Annotated in this window: 15 protein-coding genes; 4 read left to right on the forward strand and 11 right to left on the reverse strand. The window is 39.9% G+C overall.

Features of this window, described 5'->3' with window-relative positions:
- Positions 1-69: 69 nt before the first annotated feature.
- The 4 genes from eboE to AACW45_RS24885 form a co-directional block, all read right to left on the reverse strand.
- Positions 70-1,290: a metabolite traffic protein EboE gene (gene eboE, locus AACW45_RS24870; RefSeq protein ID WP_190635358.1), complete on the reverse strand. Its 1,221-nt coding sequence runs from the start codon at positions 1,288-1,290 to the stop codon at positions 70-72.
- A 106-nt stretch (positions 1,291-1,396) separates the two neighbouring features.
- The gene (eboC, locus tag AACW45_RS24875) at positions 1,397-2,332 is read right to left on the reverse strand and encodes a UbiA-like protein EboC (protein ID WP_242045614.1); all 936 of its coding nucleotides are present in this window, start codon (positions 2,330-2,332) and stop codon (positions 1,397-1,399) included.
- Positions 2,333-2,389: 57 nt separating this feature from the next.
- Positions 2,390-3,316: a TatD family hydrolase gene (locus AACW45_RS24880; protein WP_242045615.1), complete on the reverse strand. Its 927-nt coding sequence runs from the start codon at positions 3,314-3,316 to the stop codon at positions 2,390-2,392.
- 63 nt (positions 3,317-3,379) lie between these two features.
- The gene (locus AACW45_RS24885; protein ID WP_190635360.1) at positions 3,380-4,261 is read right to left on the reverse strand and encodes an EboA family metabolite traffic protein; all 882 of its coding nucleotides are present in this window, start codon (positions 4,259-4,261) and stop codon (positions 3,380-3,382) included.
- Between the two features lie 517 nt (positions 4,262-4,778).
- Here AACW45_RS24885 and AACW45_RS24890 point away from each other — a divergent pair.
- Positions 4,779-5,972, forward strand: coding sequence for a 3-dehydroquinate synthase (locus AACW45_RS24890; protein ID WP_190635362.1), 1,194 nt, complete (start codon positions 4,779-4,781; stop codon positions 5,970-5,972).
- A 95-nt stretch (positions 5,973-6,067) separates the two neighbouring features.
- Here the strand turns inward: AACW45_RS24890 and AACW45_RS24895 are convergent, their stop codons facing one another.
- Complete coding sequence (locus AACW45_RS24895) at positions 6,068-6,469, reverse strand: thiol-disulfide oxidoreductase DCC family protein (RefSeq protein WP_190635364.1); 402 nt, start codon at positions 6,467-6,469, stop codon at positions 6,068-6,070.
- Positions 6,470-7,255: 786 nt separating this feature from the next.
- Between AACW45_RS24895 and dpdE the strand changes: the two genes are divergently transcribed.
- Positions 7,256-10,540: a protein DpdE gene (gene dpdE / locus AACW45_RS24900; protein ID WP_190635366.1), complete on the forward strand. Its 3,285-nt coding sequence runs from the start codon at positions 7,256-7,258 to the stop codon at positions 10,538-10,540.
- Between the two features lie 251 nt (positions 10,541-10,791).
- Here the strand turns inward: dpdE and AACW45_RS24905 are convergent, their stop codons facing one another.
- Together AACW45_RS24905 and AACW45_RS24910 are read right to left on the reverse strand one after the other, a co-directional pair.
- Positions 10,792-11,637, reverse strand: a complete 846-nt coding sequence (locus tag AACW45_RS24905; RefSeq protein WP_190635368.1) for a rhodanese-like domain-containing protein — start codon at positions 11,635-11,637, stop codon at positions 10,792-10,794.
- A gap of 181 nt (positions 11,638-11,818) precedes the next feature.
- Positions 11,819-17,407: a CHAT domain-containing protein gene (locus AACW45_RS24910; protein ID WP_190635370.1), complete on the reverse strand. Its 5,589-nt coding sequence runs from the start codon at positions 17,405-17,407 to the stop codon at positions 11,819-11,821.
- A gap of 208 nt (positions 17,408-17,615) precedes the next feature.
- On the opposite strand from AACW45_RS24910, the gene AACW45_RS24915 reads away from it, so the two are divergent.
- Together AACW45_RS24915 and AACW45_RS24920 are read left to right on the forward strand one after the other, a co-directional pair.
- Positions 17,616-19,775, forward strand: a complete 2,160-nt coding sequence (locus AACW45_RS24915; RefSeq protein WP_242045616.1) for a ShlB/FhaC/HecB family hemolysin secretion/activation protein — start codon at positions 17,616-17,618, stop codon at positions 19,773-19,775.
- Positions 19,776-19,893: 118 nt separating this feature from the next.
- Entirely contained in the window at positions 19,894-20,304 is a 411-nt protein-coding gene (locus AACW45_RS24920) for a tetratricopeptide repeat protein (protein WP_190635402.1), read from the forward strand.
- A 498-nt stretch (positions 20,305-20,802) separates the two neighbouring features.
- Here AACW45_RS24920 and AACW45_RS24925 read toward each other — a convergent pair whose 3' ends face one another.
- The 4 genes from AACW45_RS24925 to AACW45_RS24940 all read right to left on the reverse strand — a co-directional run.
- Positions 20,803-21,228 (reverse strand): hypothetical protein, encoded by a 426-nt coding sequence (locus AACW45_RS24925; protein ID WP_190635373.1) that lies wholly within the window; start codon positions 21,226-21,228, stop codon positions 20,803-20,805.
- A 416-nt stretch (positions 21,229-21,644) separates the two neighbouring features.
- A complete protein-coding gene (locus AACW45_RS24930; protein WP_190635375.1) occupies positions 21,645-22,169 on the reverse strand; it encodes a GNAT family N-acetyltransferase in 525 nt (174 codons plus the stop codon).
- Positions 22,162-22,440: a type II toxin-antitoxin system TacA family antitoxin gene (locus AACW45_RS24935; protein WP_190635377.1), complete on the reverse strand. Its 279-nt coding sequence runs from the start codon at positions 22,438-22,440 to the stop codon at positions 22,162-22,164. Before AACW45_RS24935 ends, AACW45_RS24930 begins: the two co-directional genes overlap by 8 nt.
- 315 nt (positions 22,441-22,755) lie before the next feature.
- On the reverse strand, positions 22,756-22,920 hold a 165-nt coding region (locus tag AACW45_RS24940), incomplete at its 5' end, for a photosystem II protein D1 (RefSeq protein ID WP_190631589.1).

Below are 22,920 nucleotides of genomic sequence, written 5' to 3' on the forward strand. Positions count from 1 at the left end.
TCTGTTAAATATTATTAATAGTGTTTCTCGATATCTATGAGGGCATGGCATTGCCATGCCCCTACGGTTTTAATTAGAGAAATTGGTTAGTACCCACTCATATTCACGCTCAATAGAAGTTAGGATATCTATTTTCATTTCTGGTGGTAATACATCCCAAGTATAAGTTTCAATTTCTAGATGTTGGCAAGCATGATTTTGTTGGAGTAAATGTAAAATCGTCACAATATCATCTTGGGTGGATTGCAAAATTTGATAATCGCGGATGAAAATGGGGACATGAAAGTGAGTCCGCCATTCTTCAGCTTGAGATTGTATTAATTGCGGTAATGCTTTAATTAAATCAGGATAATGATACAGCGTTCCATCATGGCGACGTTCTATTACTTGATGGAGATAAGTAGATTCAGCAAAAGGTTGTAAGCGTTCAACTATTACACTGCGTTGTTGAATATCCGATGGTATTTTTACCTGAATTGCGGCACTAATTTGAATTTTACCAATTTTAATACCTGCTGCGTTTAAGCTTGTAAATACAGATTCTGGCTGCTCATATTCTACAGAAAAATGGCAAGTGTCATAACAAATTCGTACATGGTCAAGCAATTTATTTTCGGCTAAACTATGTGAAATATTTAATTTTTCTGCTAAATAATTACCAGCAATGGGTAATAACCAATTTTGATAAAAGTCTATGACTTCTGAGGTATTCTCTATTAAACCGTCAGGTTCAGGTTCTAAATCAATATGCAATAATTTACCTGTGGCTTGTTGAATACTTATCATTTCCGCAACAACGGCGGCGATATTTAAACAGCTAGTCTTAAAAACTATATCTTGCTTTTCTTCTGCTTCTAACCACCAAGGTTTATATGATAAAGGTAATGTCGAAATTCCCCCATCTAAACCTTCAGGTAATAATGCTGCTAAAATTTTAGTTAAGTTTAAAGTATATTCTAGCCGTTCTTGATTTGACCAATCTGGTGCATAAACTTGGTCTTTGACTACTTGTCGATGAAATCCCCCATAAGGAAAGCCATTTAAGGTGAAAACATATAAATCTTGTTGATGTAGCCAAGTTTGAAATTGAGCTAAATTATTACCTTCTAAAAGTTCCTTAGCGGCTGTATCTGCTAGTCTTAAACCAATTCCAAATGGTGCTTGAGGTGATAGCCGTTGTTTGAGTTCTAGAATATATTTTTGCAGATTTGTGAATACTTCTGACCAACTTTCACCAGGATGAATATTTGTGCAATATGTGAGATGAAAGTTATGATTTGCAATTTTCATGTGATTTGATAATTTATGTTGTAGGGTGTGTTATGCCGTAGGCTAACGCACCGTTAATTTTTGATTTTTCGGTGCGTTGCGCTGCGCGACAACACACCCTACAGATTTAGGTAACAGCAAATATTTTGGCGAATGATAGGGAAATGGGTAGCAAAATTAGGACTAATAAACCGTAGGGTAAACCTGCAAAACCAGCCGCCATTGTTGCATCTAAAATAATCAGAGATAACACGCCAACTTTGACAGCATTTCTAATTTTTTCGGGTACTGGTTCGCGGGCGGCTTGGATAAAATTAGGTAATACTCGTACTGCTAATAAAGCCGCGAATGGTAATGCAGAAATTACTGTATATTCTGTGAATAATCCTAAACTTAAAACGGCTGTTAATACTATGGCAATTAAAATGACTGCTATGACTCCAGTAATCTTTTTACCACCGTGAACTTCTCCTTGGCTAATTGCGGTGATAGCAGCTATATAAAGTATAGGAATTATTGCTAAATACCAACGTTCTAAAATCATTGCAGGTACAGCACTGACACCTAATAATAAATTGCTTCCACGACATAAACCCATATTTAAAGGGCCGAAAAAAGGATGATGTTTGGCGAGGGAATCGTATAATAATGCTGCACAGGTGATGAAAATAGCGATCGCTAAACTCAACCCAGATACTTGAGACGCTGCAAAAAGTGCGATCGCAAATAATATCATCCCCAATACAGCTGCATTCTCACGAGATACCCTACCGCTAGGAATCGCCCTCGATGGGCGTTCTTGTTTATCTAATTCCGCATCAAATACATCGTTAAAAACGATACCACCACCATATAAACCAGTGGTAGCCAATAATAACCAGCCTAGAGTTACTAAATTAGTGGTATTTGCTGAATTATTAATTAATTCCGCAGAAATCAAGCCTAAGCCAGAAGCCGCAAAACCAACTAAAATATCAGCCCAAGCTGTAACAATATTTGCTGGGCGCATCAACTCTAAATACCCGCGCCAACTTTGAAAATTTAAACTTGTGATGTTTGTCATTTGTCAGAGACGCGATTAATCGCGTCTGTACAATTGTTATTTGTCATTTGTCTCTTCTTACTCAATCAGTACATAGTCTGCTACTGACTTAATACCTGGTTCTTGTCCGCGCAGTACTGAGTTGCCGTTGAACATTTGAGTCTGGTCTGCTGATGGAGAATTGAGCCAATCTGATGCTTGCATTTGTCCTGTTTGGCTATAGGCTGTAAGGGCGTTTTCGTAGCAGACTGCTTGTACGTGTTCTTCCGGTATGCCCATGTCTAACATTAAACGTGCGGTTTTCGGGACTGCTAAAGGATCGCTGACACCCCAGTCGGCGCTACTATCGACAATGATGCGGTTACTTCCGTACTGACGGACAATTTCTACCATCCGGGCGTTACCCATCTTGGTTTTGGGGTAAATTGTAAAAGCAGCCCAAAAGCCACGGTTTAATACTTCTGCAACGGTTTCTTCGTTGTTGTGATCGATAATTACTTGCGCAGGATCTAGTCCATATTCAAGACAACGATCCATACTGCGGCTAGCACCTTCTTTTTTATTACGATGGGGAGTATGAATTAATACCAGCATATCCAGTTCTTTAGCGAGGGCTAATTGCTGACAGAAGTATTTATCCTCGGCTTCTGTCATGTCGTCATAGCCTATTTCCCCAATGGCGACAACGCCCTCTTTACAAGCATACAGTGGTATCAATTCCATCACCTCTGCGGCTAAGGCTTCGTTATTCGCTTCTTTGGGGTTGAGTCCAATGGTGCAATAATGTTGAATGCCGAATTGACTAGCGCGAAAGCGTTCCCAGCCTACCAAGCTGCTAAAGTAATCTTTGAATGAACCTGCTGTTGTGCGTGGTTGTCCTAACCAAAAAGATGGTTCAATAACTGCGACAATTCCATATTCCCGCATGATTAGGTAATCATAAGTGGTACGGGAACACATGTGAATGTGAGGATCGATAAACATCATAAATAATTCAAAATTCAAAATTCAAAATTCAAAATGAAGACTGCAAGATCAATAACTTTGTTGAATGATAAAGCTTGGTAGTTATTTGCAAACTGGGAGGCGATCGCGGTTAAAATTACTCCAAGTTAATTCGCCTTTTGCAATCGCTGACTGTAATTGTGGATAGAGAGACACTAACTCTTGCGCTGCTGGTAAAGAGGATTCAGCACAAGCTAATGCTGCTGCTTGTTTTTCTATCATGTCGCCATCTGCAAAAACTTTGGCTAAATCTGCAATAATTTCACTATCAGCAAATTTTCCCACTGGTCGCCATAATTCCGGCGATACTGGGCGTTTTGCAGCCCAACGTTCATGGGCATAGTTTACCAACATCTTTGCTAATTCGGGATTGGCGCGGCGATCTAAACCATATATTAAATGCAAAGGACTACCGACGAATAAAGCCTTTAGCACCATTTGATTCCAAGCAATGTTATCTAGATAATCTGCTGGATAGGGGTTGTGTAAAGCGATCGCATTAAACACATTAACCATGTTACTGCGAATACCTTCCGCCGCCCGTTGGCTGTGTAATTCTGGATGGGGTAATAAAGGTAAACTTTGATACAAAGCTACCAATTCCCTCATATCCGCACTACTAAAAACTTTATCAAGCGATCGCACATAATTCTCAGGGCGATCGTGGGGTAAAGTTAGTAGCAAAAATGTCCGTCCAGCTTGATCTACAGTCCAATCGCCAGGAAACCAGCCAGGAACTAAATCTGCGGCTTTGCTTAAATCTTGGGATGTTAACTGTAAATTATCTTTACCTAAATAACGGGGTACTGCACTAAAGGCGGTAAAAAATATTCTCTCAGGTGCGCCTTCCGCAATCTCTGTCTGCTTTTGTTCCAGCCAAGCCAGTGCTGTTGAAGAAACAGACTGTGATAGCCAATCATATATCAATTTTTTTACATTACTCATGAATTAATACAAATAATTACTTAAATTTTTGATGTAACAAACTCTGTGTAGCAAACTCAAGGTAAAGGTTTGCTCAAGCAATGGTTAAATTTAGGTTAAAAATCAGAAAAATATTAACTCTTTAAAAAAGATGCTTAGTGTATGAAATTTTCTTGTTGAAAACTTTACTGAATCTCCAATAATTTCGGAAATTTCAATAAGATAATATGAAGATGTAGTAATTAACCGGGCAATTATCGATTGACTTTATATAGAATACGGTTACCCCTAAATTAAATATTGGTATTTACCACCAAATCAAAACTAAATTTAGAACCGCAATTAAAGTAATAAGCAATATGATTTTGACTGCATCTACTAGCACGATGGGGCTAACTTTGTGCATTGAAAATCTGTGTTATTAACGTGTTTTGGCGGTTATATTGATTAACAATTCATCTGATCGCGAATTTGCAATTATTTATAAACATAAAAATTAATTGCACAAAATAATTTCTCCAGAGAGCAAACAATAAATATGTTAATTACAGATAATAGCCTAGTTAGCCTGAAGCCAATTCAGCAATCTGTTCAAGTTACCTTTAATTATGATGTTCATTTTACTCATGGGTTGTTTGAATTAGACAATCCTTTACTCGCAGAAGTGATTGCTGGAAATGGTGAGATAACGCCTAAGAAAGTTCTCGCGGTAGTAGATGCAGGTTTGTTAAAAGACCATCAGGGTTTAGTCAAAAAAATCTCTAATTATGCCCGCTTTTACGAAGATATTATTAATTTAATAGAGCAACCTCTTATTATTCCTGGTGGCGAATTAGTTAAAAACAATCCAAAATTTGTTGAACAAATTCATCAGTTAATTGATGCTGGTGGAATCTGTCGTCACTCTTACGTGTTAGCTATTGGTGGCGGCGCATTTTTAGACATGGTAGGATATGCCGCAGCTACCGCCCATAGAGGAATTCGGCTGCTAAGAGTACCGACTACAGTATTAGCACAAAATGATTCTGGTGTAGGAGTAAAAAACGGGATTAACGCCTTTGGTAAGAAGAATTTTATCGGTACTTTTGCCCCTCCTTACGCAGTCTTGAATGACTTAAATTTCCTTACCAGCCTTGACGATCGCGATTGGCGATCGGGGATTGCGGAGGCGGTGAAAGTAGCATTAATTAAAGATGCTGATTTCTTTCATTTCATGAGAATTTATGCTGAAGAATTAGCGGCTCGTGACATGAAATTGATGGAGAAAGTTATCTATCGTTGTGCCCAATTACATTTAGAACATATTGCTAACAGTGGCGATCCTTTTGAAAAAGGTTCATCTCGTCCCCTAGATTTTGGACATTGGGCGGCGCATAAATTAGAACAAATTACAGATTACAAATTACGTCACGGTGAAGCGGTAGCAATTGGTATTGCATTAGATAGTACCTATGCTTATTTAATTGGGTTACTGTCACAATCGGAATGGCAAAATATTCTCGTGACGCTCAAACAATTAGGATTTACTTTGTACCTACCTGCGCTTACAGAGAAATTAGAGCAACCAAATCATCCCCATAATTTATTTACGGGTTTGACAGAGTTCCGCGAACATTTAGGTGGAAAGTTAACTATTACTTTGTTGCAAGGAATCGGACAAGGAATAGAAGTGAATCAGGTAGATTTATCTATTTACAAACAAGCTGTTTATATGTTGAGGGATTGGCTATAGAATCCCTGAATGTTGACTGTTGACTGTTGACTGTTGACTGTTGACTGTTGACTGTTGACTGTTGACAGTTAACCGTCAACAACTAAATTTACTATTTACTTACAACTACCATCAACACAAAATGAAGATTGATAGGTACTAGAACGCTTGCCAAAGATAGTATAGCGATTGTCGCGGATTTGTGCGTAAAAGCGATCGCCTACCCATTTCACCCCAGGTAAAGCGCGATAAGCATCAACAAATATACTTCCCAACGGTAATAACCTACCAATTTCTTCTGCGGCGTCACTACCCTGCCAACGCTTGTCTGGTGTATCCGCATCAATTAAAATCATCCCTTGTTCGCATTCTTGGGGCGTAATCCCAAATTTAGCGAGTGTTGGCTCATCTTGCATCGGACTGTAGCGAAATAGCTGACCTCGATCTAAACTTTCTAACAATTGCACTAGTGTAACGCAGAGATTGCAGTTACCATCGTAAATCACGTAGTAATTCATCAGCTTAAATTCTACCCTCAGACGTAGACATGGTTTTCTTTCAAAGCTGGGTGCTTGGGGATTTACTTTAGCTTAACGTTTTTCACGGTTGGGGAATTGCGATCGCTTCAACATTCGTTCGGTAATAATCGCCACTTTCCCATCTAAATAACTTCTCACAGTCACTCTCTTGGCTAGATAAATCGCGGCTATTATCCCATTTTCCAGACAGAATACTGAGTAATCAAGAGATATCGGGGAGAGAAATAACTCAAAATTCCGCTCCTAAGTCAATACAGGAACCCCCAAAAACCAGTTACAATTGAAATTCTGTAAAATTTCCAGACATCAGTTATTCCAAGATTCTGGGAAGTTAACTTAGTATGTTCAGGGGACTAAAACTGTCAGGAACCTCAGCCTAAAGGCATGAGGCTTGTAAGAGAAATCTAGCAAGCTATCCTGACCAGACCACCCTTCACAATAGTTGGGTAAACGTTATTTGAGTCACGACACCTTGGGATGCGTAGCTAGTCCCCCGCTCTGTCGCTTGTGACTAAACAGTTCTAAGGTCACTGGAACAGTGTTGCAAGCCTAAAAAGCTCTTGTAACAGGTCGAAGCTAACATTACCCCGCAAGGGAGGCGCAAAAAAGCGCAAAACGCTATGTGTACAGGGTTGTCAAACTTGAGACGGTAACTGTCCTGTCGAAAGTGCATTACAAAAGTACACCAAGTCGAGCAACCCTAAGGCAGTAGCGCTAAAACTGTAAAGCCGTCCTAAAAAGACGGGGTTTCTACCCATTTTTCTGATGATTAAGCTCGGCTCACTAGTAAAGTCCTCAAATAATTCTTTGGGGATTGGAAAGGTTATTGACAATAGCCATAGCGAAATTTTGGTTGAGTATTTCTGCTCACCGGGACAACGCTTGCAAAAGGCTTTACCTTTAAATTCGCTGTCATACGCTAAACTACAACAGCAAACTCGCTGCTATATCAAATTAAAAAACCAAGAAAAATGGATAATTGGCAGAATTTTTGCTTGGGATGAAGACAGCGAAAAATATCAAATTGATTTGCCAGATAAAAAAACTGTGATTATTAATGAACAAGATATTTATGTTCGTTGTAATCTCGCAGTTAAAGATTCTATTGAAACTTTAGCAATTAAAGGTCAAGAAACGCCTTATTTGTATGACAGAAGATTTGCTTTACTCAAATCTTTAGTTCAGCAGCGTGCTGTGAGTCGTGGAATGACAGGATTGATTTCTGCCAATATTAATCTTTATCCCCATCAAGTTGAAGTTGTTCGCCGCGTCTTAGAAGATGCTAACCAACGCTATTTATTAGCAGATGAAGGCGGATTAGGAAAAACTATAGAAGCTGGTATAATTCTCCGTCAATATCTCTTGGATGAACCTAAAAAAGGTGCAGTAGTTGTTGTTCCTCCACATTTACTACCACAATGGCGGCAGGAATTAGAACAGAAATTTTACATTTCGCATTTTCCTAAACGAGTTGCTGTACTGTCTTTTGATGATGTTCATAAAATTAACCCAAAAGCCAGTGTAGGCTTGCTGATTATCGATGAAGCACAGCAAGTTGCAGCAATGGCTACTTCTTTAGAAACAGCAGTACGCCAGCGTTTTGAAGCTTACAAAAATTTAGCTCATAGAAGCGAACGGTTAATTTTATTGTCTACCAATCCAGATATCAGCAATGAAAAGGAATTGCCGATTCTGCTGTATTTACTAGAGCCAGAAACCTATAAACTTAATGATTTAGCTGGGTTTAGGGAAAAAATCAAAAAACATCAAATCCTGGGTAAAATTATCTTCTCTCTCAAAAAAGAAGCTGATGCTTTAAACGTGAAAACAAATTTAGAGCAACTGCAAAATTTATTACCTGAAGATAAATATTTACTAAGTTTGATTAAGGATTGGCAAAAATCTCAGCAAGAGACAATTATTCCAGCAATTTGTCAGCATGTTAGCGATACCTATAGTCTGAGTCGCCAAATTCTCTGTAACCGTCGTGCTAATGTTCCAGATGCCATTTTTAATCGCCAGATTACACCCAAAGAAGAATATGATTTAGATGAGCGTTCCTATGATATTCATGAAATCATCGAAAAATGGCGGACTGCCGCACCGCATCAACCAGAATATCAACGTATTTTTCTGTTATTGTTTTTAGGGGCTGGTACTTGGTTAGGTATTTTAGAACAGGTAATTGCAGCGCGTTTAAGTGGAATTCGCAATCCGGAGCTAATTAAAGAATTTGGCAATGATGATGGCAATATTTTGACGCAAACTGCTAAATTTCCGGGAGAAAACGAGCTTTTGATGTCATTGCGCCAAATTATCAGCCAACCTTCAGAAGATGGCGATCGCATTGAACTACTTAAGATTATCATCCTCTATCGCCTATCGGAAATTTTGGGTTTGCAATCATACCGCAGCAATATCAAGCAACTTGGCGAAAGAGTTAAACAGCGAATTCAAAGACCGATTCCTGGGGATTATTTACCCAAAATAGTCATATTTACTGGCTTTAAACAAAGCTGTACCGAAATTGTCCGGACTTTATCACAAATTTTTGGTACAGCTAGCGTGACTAGTCAACAATCAGAACAAAACCCCGCACAAGCTGAGAAAAATTTAGCCCAGTTTCAAACTAATTCTAGTTGTTTTATCTTAGTTTGTGATACTGCGGCTGAGATAGGCCATAATTTCCAATTTATTGATTGGATGATTAATTTTGATCTTCCCTGGTTACCCAAGCAACTAGAACAAAGAATTAGCAGAATTGATAGAATTGGGCGTTCTTCGGAGATTAATTTTACTGTTTTAGTTGGGGTTGATTTAGAAGAGAGTTTGCATAGCGCTTGGTATAATTTCCTCAAAAATGGACTGGCAATTTTTAATCAATCAATTACCAGTTTCCAACCTTATATTACTCAGAAGTTACCAGAGCTAGAAACTACTCTATTTCATGGCGGTGCTAGTGGTTTATTACAAACTACAGAAACAATTCAACAAGAAATCTCGCAAGTTGAAATAAATATCAGCGCCGAAAATGCTTTAGCGGAAATTAACCTATCAGAAACCGAAAATAGCTATTTTGCAGCCTTAGACGATTATGACAGTCAACATCTGGAAATTAAACGCGCCCTTGAAGGTTGGATTGACCAAGCATTACACTTTAAATCAATCTATAATCCAGAATTACCAGATGTAAAATCCTATCAACCCATCAAGCAAACTCTAGTCAGTGCTGATGAATTTCAAAATTACTTTGCTAACAGTAATATTGATAAATTTGGCACTTATAACCGCCGGATAGCTAACCAAAACTCTCAACTGAAGTTGTTTAGAGTTGGTGAAGGATTAGTCGATGCAATTTGTAACTATCTCAAATGGGATGATAGAGGACATGCTTTTGCAATTTGGCGTCAAGACACATCATGGAATGCTAGTCAACAAAAGGAATGGTTTGGTTTCCGTTGTAATTATTTAGTTGAAGCTAATCTCAAAGCAGTCAAGCAGATTTTAGCCGAACATCAACAAGATAGTTCTCAATTCAATTCCTGGAAGCGCTGGATTGAGGGTTTCTTTCCTCCCCTCATTGAAAGTATCTTTATTGATGCTGGTTCGGAATTATTATCTACTGTTACAGATGAATCACTCTTAGCTATTCTTCAACGTCCCTATAGTAAAGATAAAACCAATAAGTTAGGGCAAGATTATAATTTGGCTAAGGAACGTATTGAGGTATTGGATAATTTTATTCCGGCTGATAATTGGCAGAATATTTGCTATCAAGTCCGCGAGACTGCGAGACAATTACTCAGCGAACGTGGAGATTTTCAGGAATTATGCACAAGTGCTGCTCAAGTTGCTGAAGAAAAATTAGCCCAAAGAGTAGAACAATTACGTTTACTGTTGAATCAACAATCAAACAATTCTACTTTAGCTGACGAATTGAAGATAGTAACTGCTGTCAGTAAAGCCATTATTGATGGAATTCGCCAGCCAGAAATGCAGCTTGATTCGGCTGGTTTCATTGTTGTTTCTGGACAAGCTTTCTCAGGTTAATCAGGATTTCTCGGCATACAGCATATTTTAGGTCAATGACGCGCTTCGGGGCATGGCAGTGCCAGTGCCCCTACTGAACTGACAGGAATAAAATGATGAAAAAAATCGTAGGTTGGGTTGAGGCTTTGCGAAACCCAACACCTCAATAAATGTTGGGTTTCTACACCTAATGTTAAATATCAATTGGTAAAGGTGTAGGTTGGGTTGAGGCTTTGCGAAACCCAACATTATAATGCGCGAATATTGAATTGTTAAATATCAATTGGTAAGGAAAAATCGCGAGACCATTCATTCCAAGAGCCAAAATAATTTCTGGCTTTAATTCCGGCTAATTCTAAAGCAATTAAAGTATTCGCCGCCCTTGAACCTTTAAAACAATAAATGTAAACTGTAGAATGGCTAGTAATCCCTACAGATTGACAAATTTCTAAGATTTCTGCTTTTGAGCGAAACGTGGCGATATCAGCAGATGAACTCATTAACCGATGCCATTCTAACCAGACAGCGTTGGGAATTCTACCTTTACGGGGACAAAAATCAGCACCATAGGGAGAAGAACTTAACCCCAACCATTCATCGCGATCGCGTACATCTAATTTAATAATTCCTGGATTGTCAATTGCTGCTAACATCTCTGTAGTAGTCACCATCATTTCCGCCTTGGGAGACAATTGAAATCTACTGCTTTGGCGTAATGGTACTGCATTGGTAGTGGGTAATCCTGCTTGCAACCAAGCTTTATATCCCCCGTGTAAGATAGAGACATCAGCGCAACCTAAATATTTTAATAAAAAAGCTGCGCGACAAGATTGACCGTAACCTCGGTTAAAACTGTCTTCATAGACAATTAACGACTCTACACCAGAAATTCCTAACCCACTGAGAAGTTCTGTAAAATGCGCTTGCAATTTTTGTAATCCTGTAGGGGAAGAATTTTCTAATAAATAGGTGAAAAAATCGCGAATATTCAGCGCTTGGGGAATATGAGAAATTGCATAATCTTCTGGGCTGCGCGTATCGATAATGACAGTTTGTAATGGCTTTGCTGCTAATACAGACGTGAGTTCTTGAGGCGAAATGAGGAGTTTTGTATTCACGCTTTTGTGCTTCTATTGCCTTACCATGAAGCATTATCGCGTTCCTACTCTTCTACATTGAGGAATGCAAATTACAAAACGATGAATTTCAAATGTTATCAGTCAACAGTCATTTGTTAGAGACGCGATGAATCGCGTCTGTACAAGAGATGCGATTCATCGCGTCTGTACAATAGTCAACCTACCAAGGATTTCCCACCATTGTAAATCCTGCCCAATAATAAGGATGGGATAGTAATTCATTAGCGCGATCGCTTGTTTCTCCAGGTAAAGGTAAACTTTGTACGGGTTCTAAACCGAAAATTTGACCATTCTTAATATAAACTTTCCCTGTTGCCATCGCTACTTGGGCTTTTCTTAAAGCTTCTGCACGAATTGGCGAAGTTTTCAAGTCTTCGTAAAATTTCGTCATCAATGCAGCTGTACCGACATCATTCACCGCCCAAAGGCTAGCGACACTAGTTTTTACCCCAGCTAATACGGCTAATCCGGCAAAGCCGATTTCTGCTTCTTCGTTTCCTAAAGCGGTTCGGCAAGCACTAAGGACGATCATTTCTACTTGGGGTTCATTTAAGCGTAACTCCCGGATTTGGTTTAAACGTAACTTGTCTTCCCACAACTGAATATAAGAGTTACTTAAGGCACCAGCACTAAAATCAGCATGGGTTGCCATGTGAATAATCCCAAATGGCTGTTGGCGGCGGATGGCTTTGAGATTTTCTAAAGTCGCTTGTTTGTCTAACAGTAATTTTCCTTGCCAAAGTTTTGACACTAATGTGCTTAATTCTACGGGAACTGCTGGTAATGGTTCTTGTCCTTGGGTACTTTGTGATACTCCCAAGGCTAAAACTTGAGATTTCTTAATATCTGTATACAGAGTATTAGTTAAACTCAGGCTAGGCATTAAACCGATACTATATTTTTCTACCAGAAACCCTTTACCATCGTGTAGCGCCGCCATTGGGGTAGAACGTAAGCCAATATCGGGTAAAAATACCAAATTATTGATGTTTTGCGCCTGTAATTCTGCGTCTAGGGGAGCAATTAGCCAGCGATAAAGCTGCTGCGCTGAAGCTAGATAAGTGCTGCGACGACGATTTTGCGGACTTGTAATTTGTTCGCGAAATTCCTTTGCTGCTGCTAAAACTTTAGTTTTTGTCGCATCAGAAATGCGCCGACGGATTGGTTCGCCTTTTCCTGTGACTATTACTAATTCTAGTTGTTGATTATCTTGTTCGGCTGATGTATCTAGCTGTTTTGTCGATTTAGCTGTTCCTGACAACCCATCAGGCGTAATTTCTACAGGAACAAAACTAATATAGATAAACGCAGGTTTGACACCAGTGGCTTTTTCAATTTTGACTGCAATTTCCCTTACTTCATCTGGAGATTTCAGCCGGGGACTAGATACGCCTAGATAATTCGCTATTCTAGCTGTAAATTCACCCTCTGGGATGGGATTTTTATCAAGAACAGGAATCTCGCTTTTTGGCGGATTGGGAATCGGGTTAGGTGGGGTGTTTTCATTACATTGGAAAGTGCAAGGAGGAACATCCGGTTTAGGTTCTGGTGTTGGGGTTGGGGTTGGGGTTGGGGTTGGGGTTGGGGTTGGTGTTGGGGTTGGTGTTGGCGGTGGTGTTGGTGCGGTAACGTTGATTTGGATCTGTGTTGGTGTGGAATTGGAAACGCGATCGCTCGCACTAATGGTAAAAGCATTGAGGGAACCATTAGTATCTGTAGGGGGTGTATACTCTAAAGTATCGCCAGTTTTAATTTCAGTCACTCCCGAAACCTGAGTACCATTCACCTTTAAACTGCCTGTATTGACAACATTAATTTGAATCGTCGTGTTGTCATTGTTAGCATCTGATGCTTGTGGTGCTAAATCTGCAAAGGTAAATGTAACAGGCTTATTAGTTTGGGTATCAGGTAATGTTGTATTAGCTGTAATTGTTGGCGGACTATTTACAGAATTAATTGTAATTCCGGTGGGTGTTGTTGTATCCAGTCCGCCATTGGGTAACACAGGCGAACTCAAGCTACCCGCAGAAATTCTCGTAGTTCCCCCGATATTTAGCGCGCCTGTTGTACCGTTAACAGTTGAATTCCCTACGATAAAGTCTACATTATCGGGGCCGCCATCATGGCGAATTGCGATCGTACCCCCCTCACTAGTACTTCCACCTTCTCCAAAATCGATAATTTCAGCTGTGAATATGGTATCGCCTGTACTATCTTCCGATAATGTTCCCGTACCTTGAATGATGCCATTAGTCAGCACTTGCACGTTACCACCTTGAAGATTATTATCATTGGCTGATGTAATGACTTGTGAAGAGATGGTACTAAATGCGATCGCACTGCCAAAAGGATTGGTAGTCTCTAAGGTGACATTACCTGCTTGCAAAGTTGCATTACCATCAACATTAAAACCTCTAGCTGAGGTATTAATATTATTAGTAGTAATATTAACTGCGGCATTTAAGTTAACTGTGCCGGATGTTCCTGTAAAATCGCCACTACCTTGAGTTTTGAATATAGATGAATCGATATTTTCTGTAGTAATACTGCCTGTATCTGTCTTAATTTCGATATCGCCACCGATAGCTGAGTTATAACTCTGGCTCACAAAGGAATCAATGTTACCTGTAATAATATTACCGAGAGAACTTAAATTAATCGTTCCTGCTTGAGCCGTACTGACATCTGAGAAAGTACTTGCAATTGTACTGCTGTTGAGATTTCCTAAGTTCAGCGCACCATTACTGCTGGTAACGGCGATATTCCCAGCTGTCAAATTTTCAATTCCCTCAGAAAATTCCTCGCTAGTACTAAAACTGGCTGTGGTATTAATGTCGTTGGTGGTGATATTATTTGCAGCGTTTAAAGTCACCGCACCACCTATACCAGTAAAACTGCTACTATTATCTATAGTGACTGAAGAGTCAATTGCACCTGTAGTAATACTACCTTCGGGAGCATCTAACGTTATTGAACCACCACCGACAGGAGTGCGAGAAATACTGTTGCTAATTCTGCTGGTGTTAATATCCCCCGATGTAATTGAACCAGTGAAACTAGTAATAGTCACACCTATATCTTGCAGTTCTAGCCCAGCTTCACCTATCTGTATTTGACTGTTGCCAGTAGCAATAATATCACCTGTAGTAATGTCATCAACGGCGGATAATTTAATCTCGCCTCTAGGACTAGTACTATTATTACTGGTGTTGAGAGTTCCTAAGGCGATCGCGCCACCTCTGTTAGTAACCTCTATATTACCACTCCCATAACCACCGCCAGAGGCAATAATATCACCGCCAATAATATTATTACCCGTTGCTAATAAAGTGACATTACCGCTTTGCTCGAAATTAGCAGATGTATTGATATTACCTAGAGTTAAACCAGCTCCTGTAATCGAGATGTTTCTGCCATTAGTATTAATGGTTTGGGTGCTATCCATTATGAAAGAACCCGCACCATTATTATCTGCATCAGCTGTAAAGGTAATGTCTGTACCACTGCTAATAAAATCTAGCGATACCCCATCAGCAACGGTAATGTTATTAGTAGCTTCTAAGGTAACCGCCGCAGTTTGATTTTCTAAGGCTGATTTAGAAATTGTAAATGTCGCTGGGGTAGCATCTTGCAGAATTGTTGGTAAAGAACGATCCTCCGGTTGCGGTGCAGACTCGACAATATTAATATCTGTGGGATCTAATAGTAAATTACCAAGGCTACCTTTCACCGCACTCAAATCAACATTACCTTGGAAAAGGAGGTTATTTTTACCGGATACTTCCACAAAACCGCCGTTACCAAAATTTACACCACCAGTAGCTGTAATTTTCCCAAAGAATTGGGTGGTATCATTACCCCAGACAATTACTCGTCCGCCATTACCATTTAAATTACTATTAGCTGCAATTTGCGATCGCGCATCAACATAAGTTTGATTAGCATTGGGAACTGTTCCTTCTCCTTGATAATCGCCGCCAATCAGCACCGTACCAGCGCCATTATTCCCAGAGGCGTTAATATCAGCACCAACTAACCCGACTTTTGTGCCGAAAATATTAACTGTACCGCCTGTAGTTCCAGATACATCTACTTTGCCACTGACAATAGTTGTGCCTGGATTGGTGGGGACATTGACGTTAGTACCAGGAAGTTTTACGGAACCATCAGCGTTAGCAATTATCCCTGTGTTCCCAACAGTGAGTAATTCCGGTAAAGCAGCGATGGGGATATTCCAGTTGGTTGGTTGATTGCTATTTCCCGCTAGACTTTCAACTTCTAAACTTAATAAATTACCTGGTTGGCTCAGACGTATCCAACTTTGTCCGGGTACAGAGGTAACAGAAATTTTCCCTGATTGGGCTGATAGTTCCCCATTATTAATTACTGTACCACCTAACAGATTTAAACTTTGTCCCGTACCTACTGCCAAATTCCCCGCATTGAAAATTGCGCCTGGCTGGTTCATGGTAAAAGCAAAGCCTGTAGGATTACCCACTAAAACTGAGTAATTATTAGTTCCTGTGGCGTTAAACCAGTTGTTACCAAAGCTAATACCATTGGCGGTTGTCGCGGTGAAAGCACCGGGAACATTTAAGCTAGCGTTAGCACCAAAGACAAAACCGGCGGGATTCATCAAAAACAGGTTAGGGTTACCACCAGTTACTTGAATTAAACCATTAATAATCGAAGGATTACCGCCAGTTATCCGACCGAGAATATTTTGCAGATTGGGATTGGCTTGAAAGTTAGCAATTTGTTCTGGTGTCAAGCCAAATTGTTGAAAACTGTGGAACAGATTCGCGCCATCACTAGATGTTGTTCCCCCATGAATATCTAATATATTCCCGTTGGGTGTAACCATTGTACCCGTACCATCAACGGCGGGGACAATTTGCCCTTGCGCTAACCCTGCATTCATAGCTAGCGCTAGGGGAAATATCGCTTTAATTATAGAATTGCCGACTTTACTGATAAAATTCCGGAAGGAAGGTTTGTGCCGTAAAACGAAACGACCTGCAAGTAGATCCAAATCTATTTGATATTTCTTGGCTATTCTCCGACGTTTTAGAGCTCGATTAATAGCTTCTTGAGAACAGAGAAGAACTTCTAACCTGTGTATTTGCGAGATATTACCGGAATGTTTGCGGTAATAATATAATGGCTTCTCGATCCGCCCTACTTGCGCTACCTCTGACAGCCGCAAACATAAGTCGTAATCTTCAGCATAATCTGGCGAACCGTGAAATCCCTGGACTAAATCGTATGTTTGCCGGCGAATTAAGCGAAATTGAAAACTCATGAAATCTACGAGCATTCGCTCTTTAGAATAGGGAATGCGACAGCGATCGCCATATCCCATAACTTGAGAATTTTCATCAATATCGAGATAATCAGTATAGACAAATCCCATCTTTGGGTGACGGTGGAGCAAAGTAACCGTTTCGGCTAAAGCTGTGGGTGCGAGTATATCATCGCTATCTACCCAACCAAAGTATTTTCCCTGAGTTTGCGCGATCGCACTTTGGCGCGCTAACACCATTCCCTGATGCGCTGCTTCCACTACCCGCACTCGTCTATCTTGTTGTGCATATTGTAGAGCGATGGCTACCGAATTATCTGTAGAACCATCATCCCAAACTATTAATTCAAAATCTTGCCATGTCTGCTGCAAAACGCTATTTATCGCGTCTTGTAGATAACGCTCCCGATTGTAACTAGTAATGACAATAGAAATCGGCGCTGACATGGAAAGGCTCCAGATATTGTTAACCTGTTACCAGGATATAATGCTAGGGTTATTACGGAGAATTCTTTGCCCAAAATTGTACTTAAATATATCAATTCTTTGTAATCCGGTCGCGAAAATATGATATTCAAATAATACTGGGGCGTTATGGCATAATCCGGAGTCCAAACAGGCCAGTTAGTTACATCAAACATCCCTAGATACGGACATGAGAAAAGGTAGAAAAACTGGTCTTACGCCTAAAATCCGCATTCAACAAAGATTAATTAGTTTATTTCCCCGTCTGAGTTGGCATTCCAGCTTGCTGATTCTGCATTTACTATCAACGATGGGGATTACTGGGTTAAAAGCAAAAGCTAGTGAAATTTCTAGGCAACAGTCAATAGTCAATAGTCAAAACTCAATAGCCACTAATCCCAACTCAATAGCCACTAATCCCAACTCAATAGCCACTAATCCCAACTCAATAGCCACTAATCCCAACTCAATAGCCACTAATCCCAACTCAATAGCCACTATTCCCAACTCAATAGCCACTATTCCCAACTCAATAGCCACTATTCCCAACTCAATAGCCACTATTCCCAACTCAATAGCCACTATTCCCAACTCAATAGCCACTATTCCCAACTCAATAGCCACTATTCCCAACTCAATAGCCACTATTCCCAACTCAATAGCCACTATTCCCAACTCAATAGCCACTAGTCAACAGTCAACAGTCAACAGTCAACAGTCAACAGTCAACAGTCAACAGTCAACAGTCAACAGTCAACATTCAACATTCAACAGTCAACATTCAACATTCAACATTCAACAGTATTCTCAAACCAATCCAACAGCACCAGTTATTCCTGAGCGAATTAATGCACGCACAATTAAAGTTATAGGTAGCACAGTATTTACAGAACAACAGTTAAATCAAGTTGTCCAACCATTTGCAGGGCGAGAATTAACAATCGAAGAGTTACGCCAAGCTGCTGATGCGATTACCCAGCTTTACCTAAATAATAACTATATTAATTCCAGAGCTATCCCCGAAACCATCCAGCCAGGAAATACAGATGGTGTAGTTGTGATTCGCGTCATCGAAGGACGAGTTGCAGACATAGATATCCAAGGAAACAAGCGGTTAAATTCTGGTTATATTCGCGATCGCATTCGCTTAGGTGCAGGCATTCCCTTAAATACCATTAAACTCGAAGAACAACTGCGCCTACTGCGACTCGACCCGCTTTTTAATAATGTCGAAGCCAGTTTGCGCCCTACAGGTAAAGTCGGTGAAAGTATTCTCATTGTCAGAGTTGAAGAAGCAAATCCCATCATTAGTAACCTCAGCATCGATAACTATTCACCACCTAGCATTGGTTCAGAAAGATTTGGCATTGAACTAGGACATCGCAATCTCACAGGTAATGGTGACGAATTAGCCGGAACGTGGTATCATAATCTCACAGGTGGTTCTGACATTTTTGACTTTAGATACCAAATTCCCGTCAACGCCATGAACGGGAAAATTAGTTTGCGATATGCCACCAATAGCAACGAAATTACCCAGCCACCCTTCGATAACCTGGGAATTAAAGCTGATTTGGATGTGTATGAAATCAATTTCCGTCAGCCGATAATGCGATCGCCTAGAGAAGAATTTGCTCTATCCTTCGGCTTTACCCATCAAAGTGGGCAAACCTTCCTTTTCGACAGACTACCCACCCCCTTTGGTATCGGCCCCGATGTTAATGGCGTCAGCCGTACCAGCGTATTTAAATTTAGCCAAGATTATGTTAGACGCGATCCTCAAGGAGCTTGGTATTTACAATCGCAATTTAATTTAGGCACAGGTTTACTCGATGCAACAATCAACGCCAATCCCACACCAGACGCAAGGTTTTTCAGTTGGCTGGGTTTAGTACAGCGCGTACAGCAACTGAATCAAGATCATTTATTAGTCATTCAAGGAGAAATACAACTCACACCAGATAGTCTCTTACCTTCTCAGCAATTCATCATTGGCGGTGGACGTTCTGTACGCGGATATCGGCAAAATGCTCGCTCTGGGGATAATGGCTTTCGCTTCGCAATTGAAGATAGAATTACAGTAGAACGCAATCAAGCCGGTTTATCTACTATTGAGTTAGCTCCATTTCTCGACTTAGGCGCAGTCTGGAATCAAGCAGATAACCCCAATAAATTACCCAATCAAACCTTCCTCGCTAGCGCAGGTTTAGGACTGTTGTGGAATCAAGCCTTGGGGATAGATAAACTGACAATGCGCTTAGATTATGGCATACCCTTCGTCAACTTGAGCGATCGCGGTAATAACGCACAAGACGATGGTTTTTACTTTAGCATTCGCTATCAACCTTAACATTATTCCATCTTGTCCATTGTGGACAATTCTTATTAGTTACAATCGCCAAAATTCTGGGTACGCTAAAACCATGTAGAGCCAGAAAATTATTAATAAATATTTGTTTTTTAGTAAAATGGACAACAATGTGTCAAACCTCAGCCAGTCTCAAGTAAATCCGCCATTCCCGGTAGAAGTATCTGCTAAAGCTAAAGAAATCAGTTTATATATTAAACAAGCCTACAGCCATTTTGCTGCCGGAGATATCGAAAGTGCGATCGCAGATTTTAACACAGCCATCTGCATCCATCCCCACAGCGCCGAATTATATACAGCACGCGCCAATTTTCGCAAAAAGAAATTAGGCGATCGTCAAGGCGCATTAGAAGATTATACTCAAGCCATATATATTAATCCTGAAAACGCTTTCTTTTATTTTTGGCGCAGTCAAATACACCAAGAATTAGGTAATCAACAAAAAGCAGTTGAAGATTACAACATCGCCATGAGCCTTGCACCAGAAGGCACAATGTATCATTTAATTTAACACCAAATTCCCAAAATAAACCCGTAGGGGTGGGGTTTCCCCACCCTTTGTCATGAGTCATTTGTCAGAGACGCAATTAATCACGGGGAGCATCCCAATTTTGACGCAATACCCTAGAAGGGTATTGCTATACCAACAAAGCCTGCCTTCGCAGGCTATCAAACTTTTAGCCTGCCTTCGCAGGCTTCGTATTTCTAGCCCCACCCTTATAGGGTGAGGGCGTTTTTGCACATTTGGGATGCTCCCTAATCACGTATGTACAGTTGTTATTAGTTATTAGTCATTTATCAGGGTTGCAGGTGTCTTTAAGTTTCTTAATATAATTTCGTTGATTCTAAAAATCTCTCTTCCCTACGGCGTGTTTTCAAACTCTCAATTAGACTTAATTGTAGGTTGGGTTGAGGAACGAAACCCAACATTTACGTCACTTCGTTGGGTTGCGCTTGGCTTAACCCAACCTACTTTTGTAGTTTGAAAACAGTACCTAGCCCCTAGCCTCTAACCCCTATTCTCCATTTCTCGGCGTGCAGCTTTATTGACAGTATAATTACCTCCTCTAAAACACAACTTATGAGTTATAGGTTGTATATTTTCTTCATCTAAATTTACAGGAGAATTCGCACGATAGGAAGCACCACGATAAATCAACTGATGACAATCTTCCTCAGAAGTAAGTACTTCTGGTTGTGGAGATTCCGTTTCCAAACTGACAACTTTGCTATTGTAATATTCGTAGCTGGTACTAATTAAAACAGCAATTAATAGTAAAAGTAATACCTGCCAAGGAGCAAAAATTAACCCCAAAATTAAACTAATAGCCGCAAACACAGCTAATAGATGTGATACCTCATTATTACTTTTTTTAAAAAGAAAATAGCTAGTGATTAAACAAGCACACAGGAGAATGAAAAAACACAAAGCCATTTGTCCTCACTTCTAAAATCAAAGCAAAGGTTAGAGCACGTAGATTTTTATAATTGTTGTTTATTTTACATCCGATCAACTTTTTGGGTCACCGTGCTAAGTCAGTAAAACAATATCTTAGAAAATACCCACAACTTACGTAGAAACCAACCCCCAGCCGAGAAAACCTGAATCTACTTCCTCTCTACGCTCTCAGTGTCTAGGCGGTACAAAATAATTTATTTAACCACAGAGACGCAGAGGACACAGAGATAATTAAAAGTTTGTAGTGTACCCCTTCGGGGAAGCAAGCTAGCAAGAGCATCTCGTTCTATTCTCAAGTAGGGTGTGTTGTCGCGCAGCGCAACGCACCATCGAATATATTTTTGTTACATCTTCATCAATTAATCAACTAGCTCTATACCTACAATTACGAATTACAAATTATTACCTAACATTTTCCGAATATCCTTCAACAGTAAAAATAAATGTAAAGGATCGGTAGGACTCGGTTCAAAATTAAAATGTTCATACCATCTCAACGCTTCATCATCTTGAGCATGAACTAGCACAGCCCGAATACCTAAGATATCTGCTGCTGCATTGACACGTTTAAGGCAATCTTTTAATAAACCGCTTCCTATTCTCCGCCCTTGAAAATCTTTACTCACCGCCAACCGAGCTAACAGTGCTACAGGTATGGGATATTTTGGCAATCCCTTGGTAATTCGAGGTGGCGCATCTTGATGAACAACAGAAGCTACAGTTAAAGTATAGTAACCAATAACAGTATTATCCAAACAGGCTACATAAGTTTTTGAACTATCAGACTGTTGATTTTGCAATGCATAATTAATTAAAAAATTATTTAAAGCTGGCTTTCCACAATCAAAGTCTTGAACATTATGGGAAGCTGATAATTTATCAATATATAAGTTGTTTAATGATGAGAAATTACTCAAATACGCTTGGCTCCGTTAATAAAAGACGTAAACGTGGTTTTTCTGGAGATTGAGAGTCAAGAGCAGTTTGAAAAGCTTCCCACTGCGCATCATCCAAAACAAAAAGCTTACGATTTGTTAAAGCTTCTTGAGCAGCAATTAAACCGTGTTCTAACAAAAACTCGCTTACATTTTTATGATTTGCAGCAGCAGCTTGCTGCAACAATTTTTTGACACTAGCACTAGTACGGATATCAATCCGTTCAGTTCTAGGCTCAAATAAGTTACTCATAATTTATTTAACTTTAGACCTTACTTTTAACTCTTAGGTTAACATACACACATTGTCCTGACAAGAAGACAAATATAGGAATCCGGTTTGAATTTTGAATAAAATTAGGTACTTGTAGGGTACGTTATGACTTCAGGCTAACGCACCAAACCCGTGAAAAACGGTGCGTTACGCTTCGCGGTAACACACCCTACGTGTTTTTCAGAAATCAAATATGATTCCTATATTTGTGCAATATAAACATTAAAAAAGCGCCCCCCCAATCGGGAGAGCGCTTTTCAATTCACAGAGAAGCTATATTTTTAGCTCAGACAATTAGCCATTGATAGCAGGAGCAGTTAAAGCAACAGGAGCAACTTCACCAGCAGCCAAGTCTAAGGGGAAGTTGTGAGCGTTACGCTCGTGCATGACTTCCATACCCAAGTTAGCGCGGTTGATGATGTCAGCCCAGGTGTTAACTACACGACCTTGAGAATCAAT

This window comes from Calothrix sp. FACHB-168, assembly GCF_963889195.1.
In the GTDB taxonomy this organism is placed as follows: Bacteria; Cyanobacteriota; Cyanobacteriia; order Cyanobacteriales; family Nostocaceae; genus Aulosira; species Aulosira anomala_A.

Bases quoted from the DNA above. Each gene is read 5' to 3' on its own strand.
- AACW45_RS24935 (WP_190635377.1), bottom strand. From the start codon at position 22,440: ATGAGTAACTTATTTGAGCCTAGAACTGAACGGATTGATATCCGTACT.
- AACW45_RS24915 (WP_242045616.1), top strand. From the start codon at position 17,616: ATGAGAAAAGGTAGAAAAACTGGTCTTACGCCTAAAATCCGCATTCAA.
- eboE (WP_190635358.1), bottom strand. From the start codon at position 1,290: ATGAAAATTGCAAATCATAACTTTCATCTCACATATTGCACAAATATT.
- AACW45_RS24895 (WP_190635364.1), bottom strand. From the start codon at position 6,469: ATGAATTACTACGTGATTTACGATGGTAACTGCAATCTCTGCGTTACA.
- AACW45_RS24890 (WP_190635362.1), top strand. From the start codon at position 4,779: ATGTTAATTACAGATAATAGCCTAGTTAGCCTGAAGCCAATTCAGCAA.
- dpdE (WP_190635366.1), top strand. From the start codon at position 7,256: ATGATTAAGCTCGGCTCACTAGTAAAGTCCTCAAATAATTCTTTGGGG.
- eboC (WP_242045614.1), bottom strand. From the start codon at position 2,332: ATGACAAACATCACAAGTTTAAATTTTCAAAGTTGGCGCGGGTATTTA.
- AACW45_RS24910 (WP_190635370.1), bottom strand. From the start codon at position 17,407: ATGTCAGCGCCGATTTCTATTGTCATTACTAGTTACAATCGGGAGCGT.
- AACW45_RS24885 (WP_190635360.1), bottom strand. From the start codon at position 4,261: ATGAGTAATGTAAAAAAATTGATATATGATTGGCTATCACAGTCTGTT.
- AACW45_RS24920 (WP_190635402.1), top strand. From the start codon at position 19,894: ATGGACAACAATGTGTCAAACCTCAGCCAGTCTCAAGTAAATCCGCCA.
- AACW45_RS24925 (WP_190635373.1), bottom strand. From the start codon at position 21,228: ATGGCTTTGTGTTTTTTCATTCTCCTGTGTGCTTGTTTAATCACTAGC.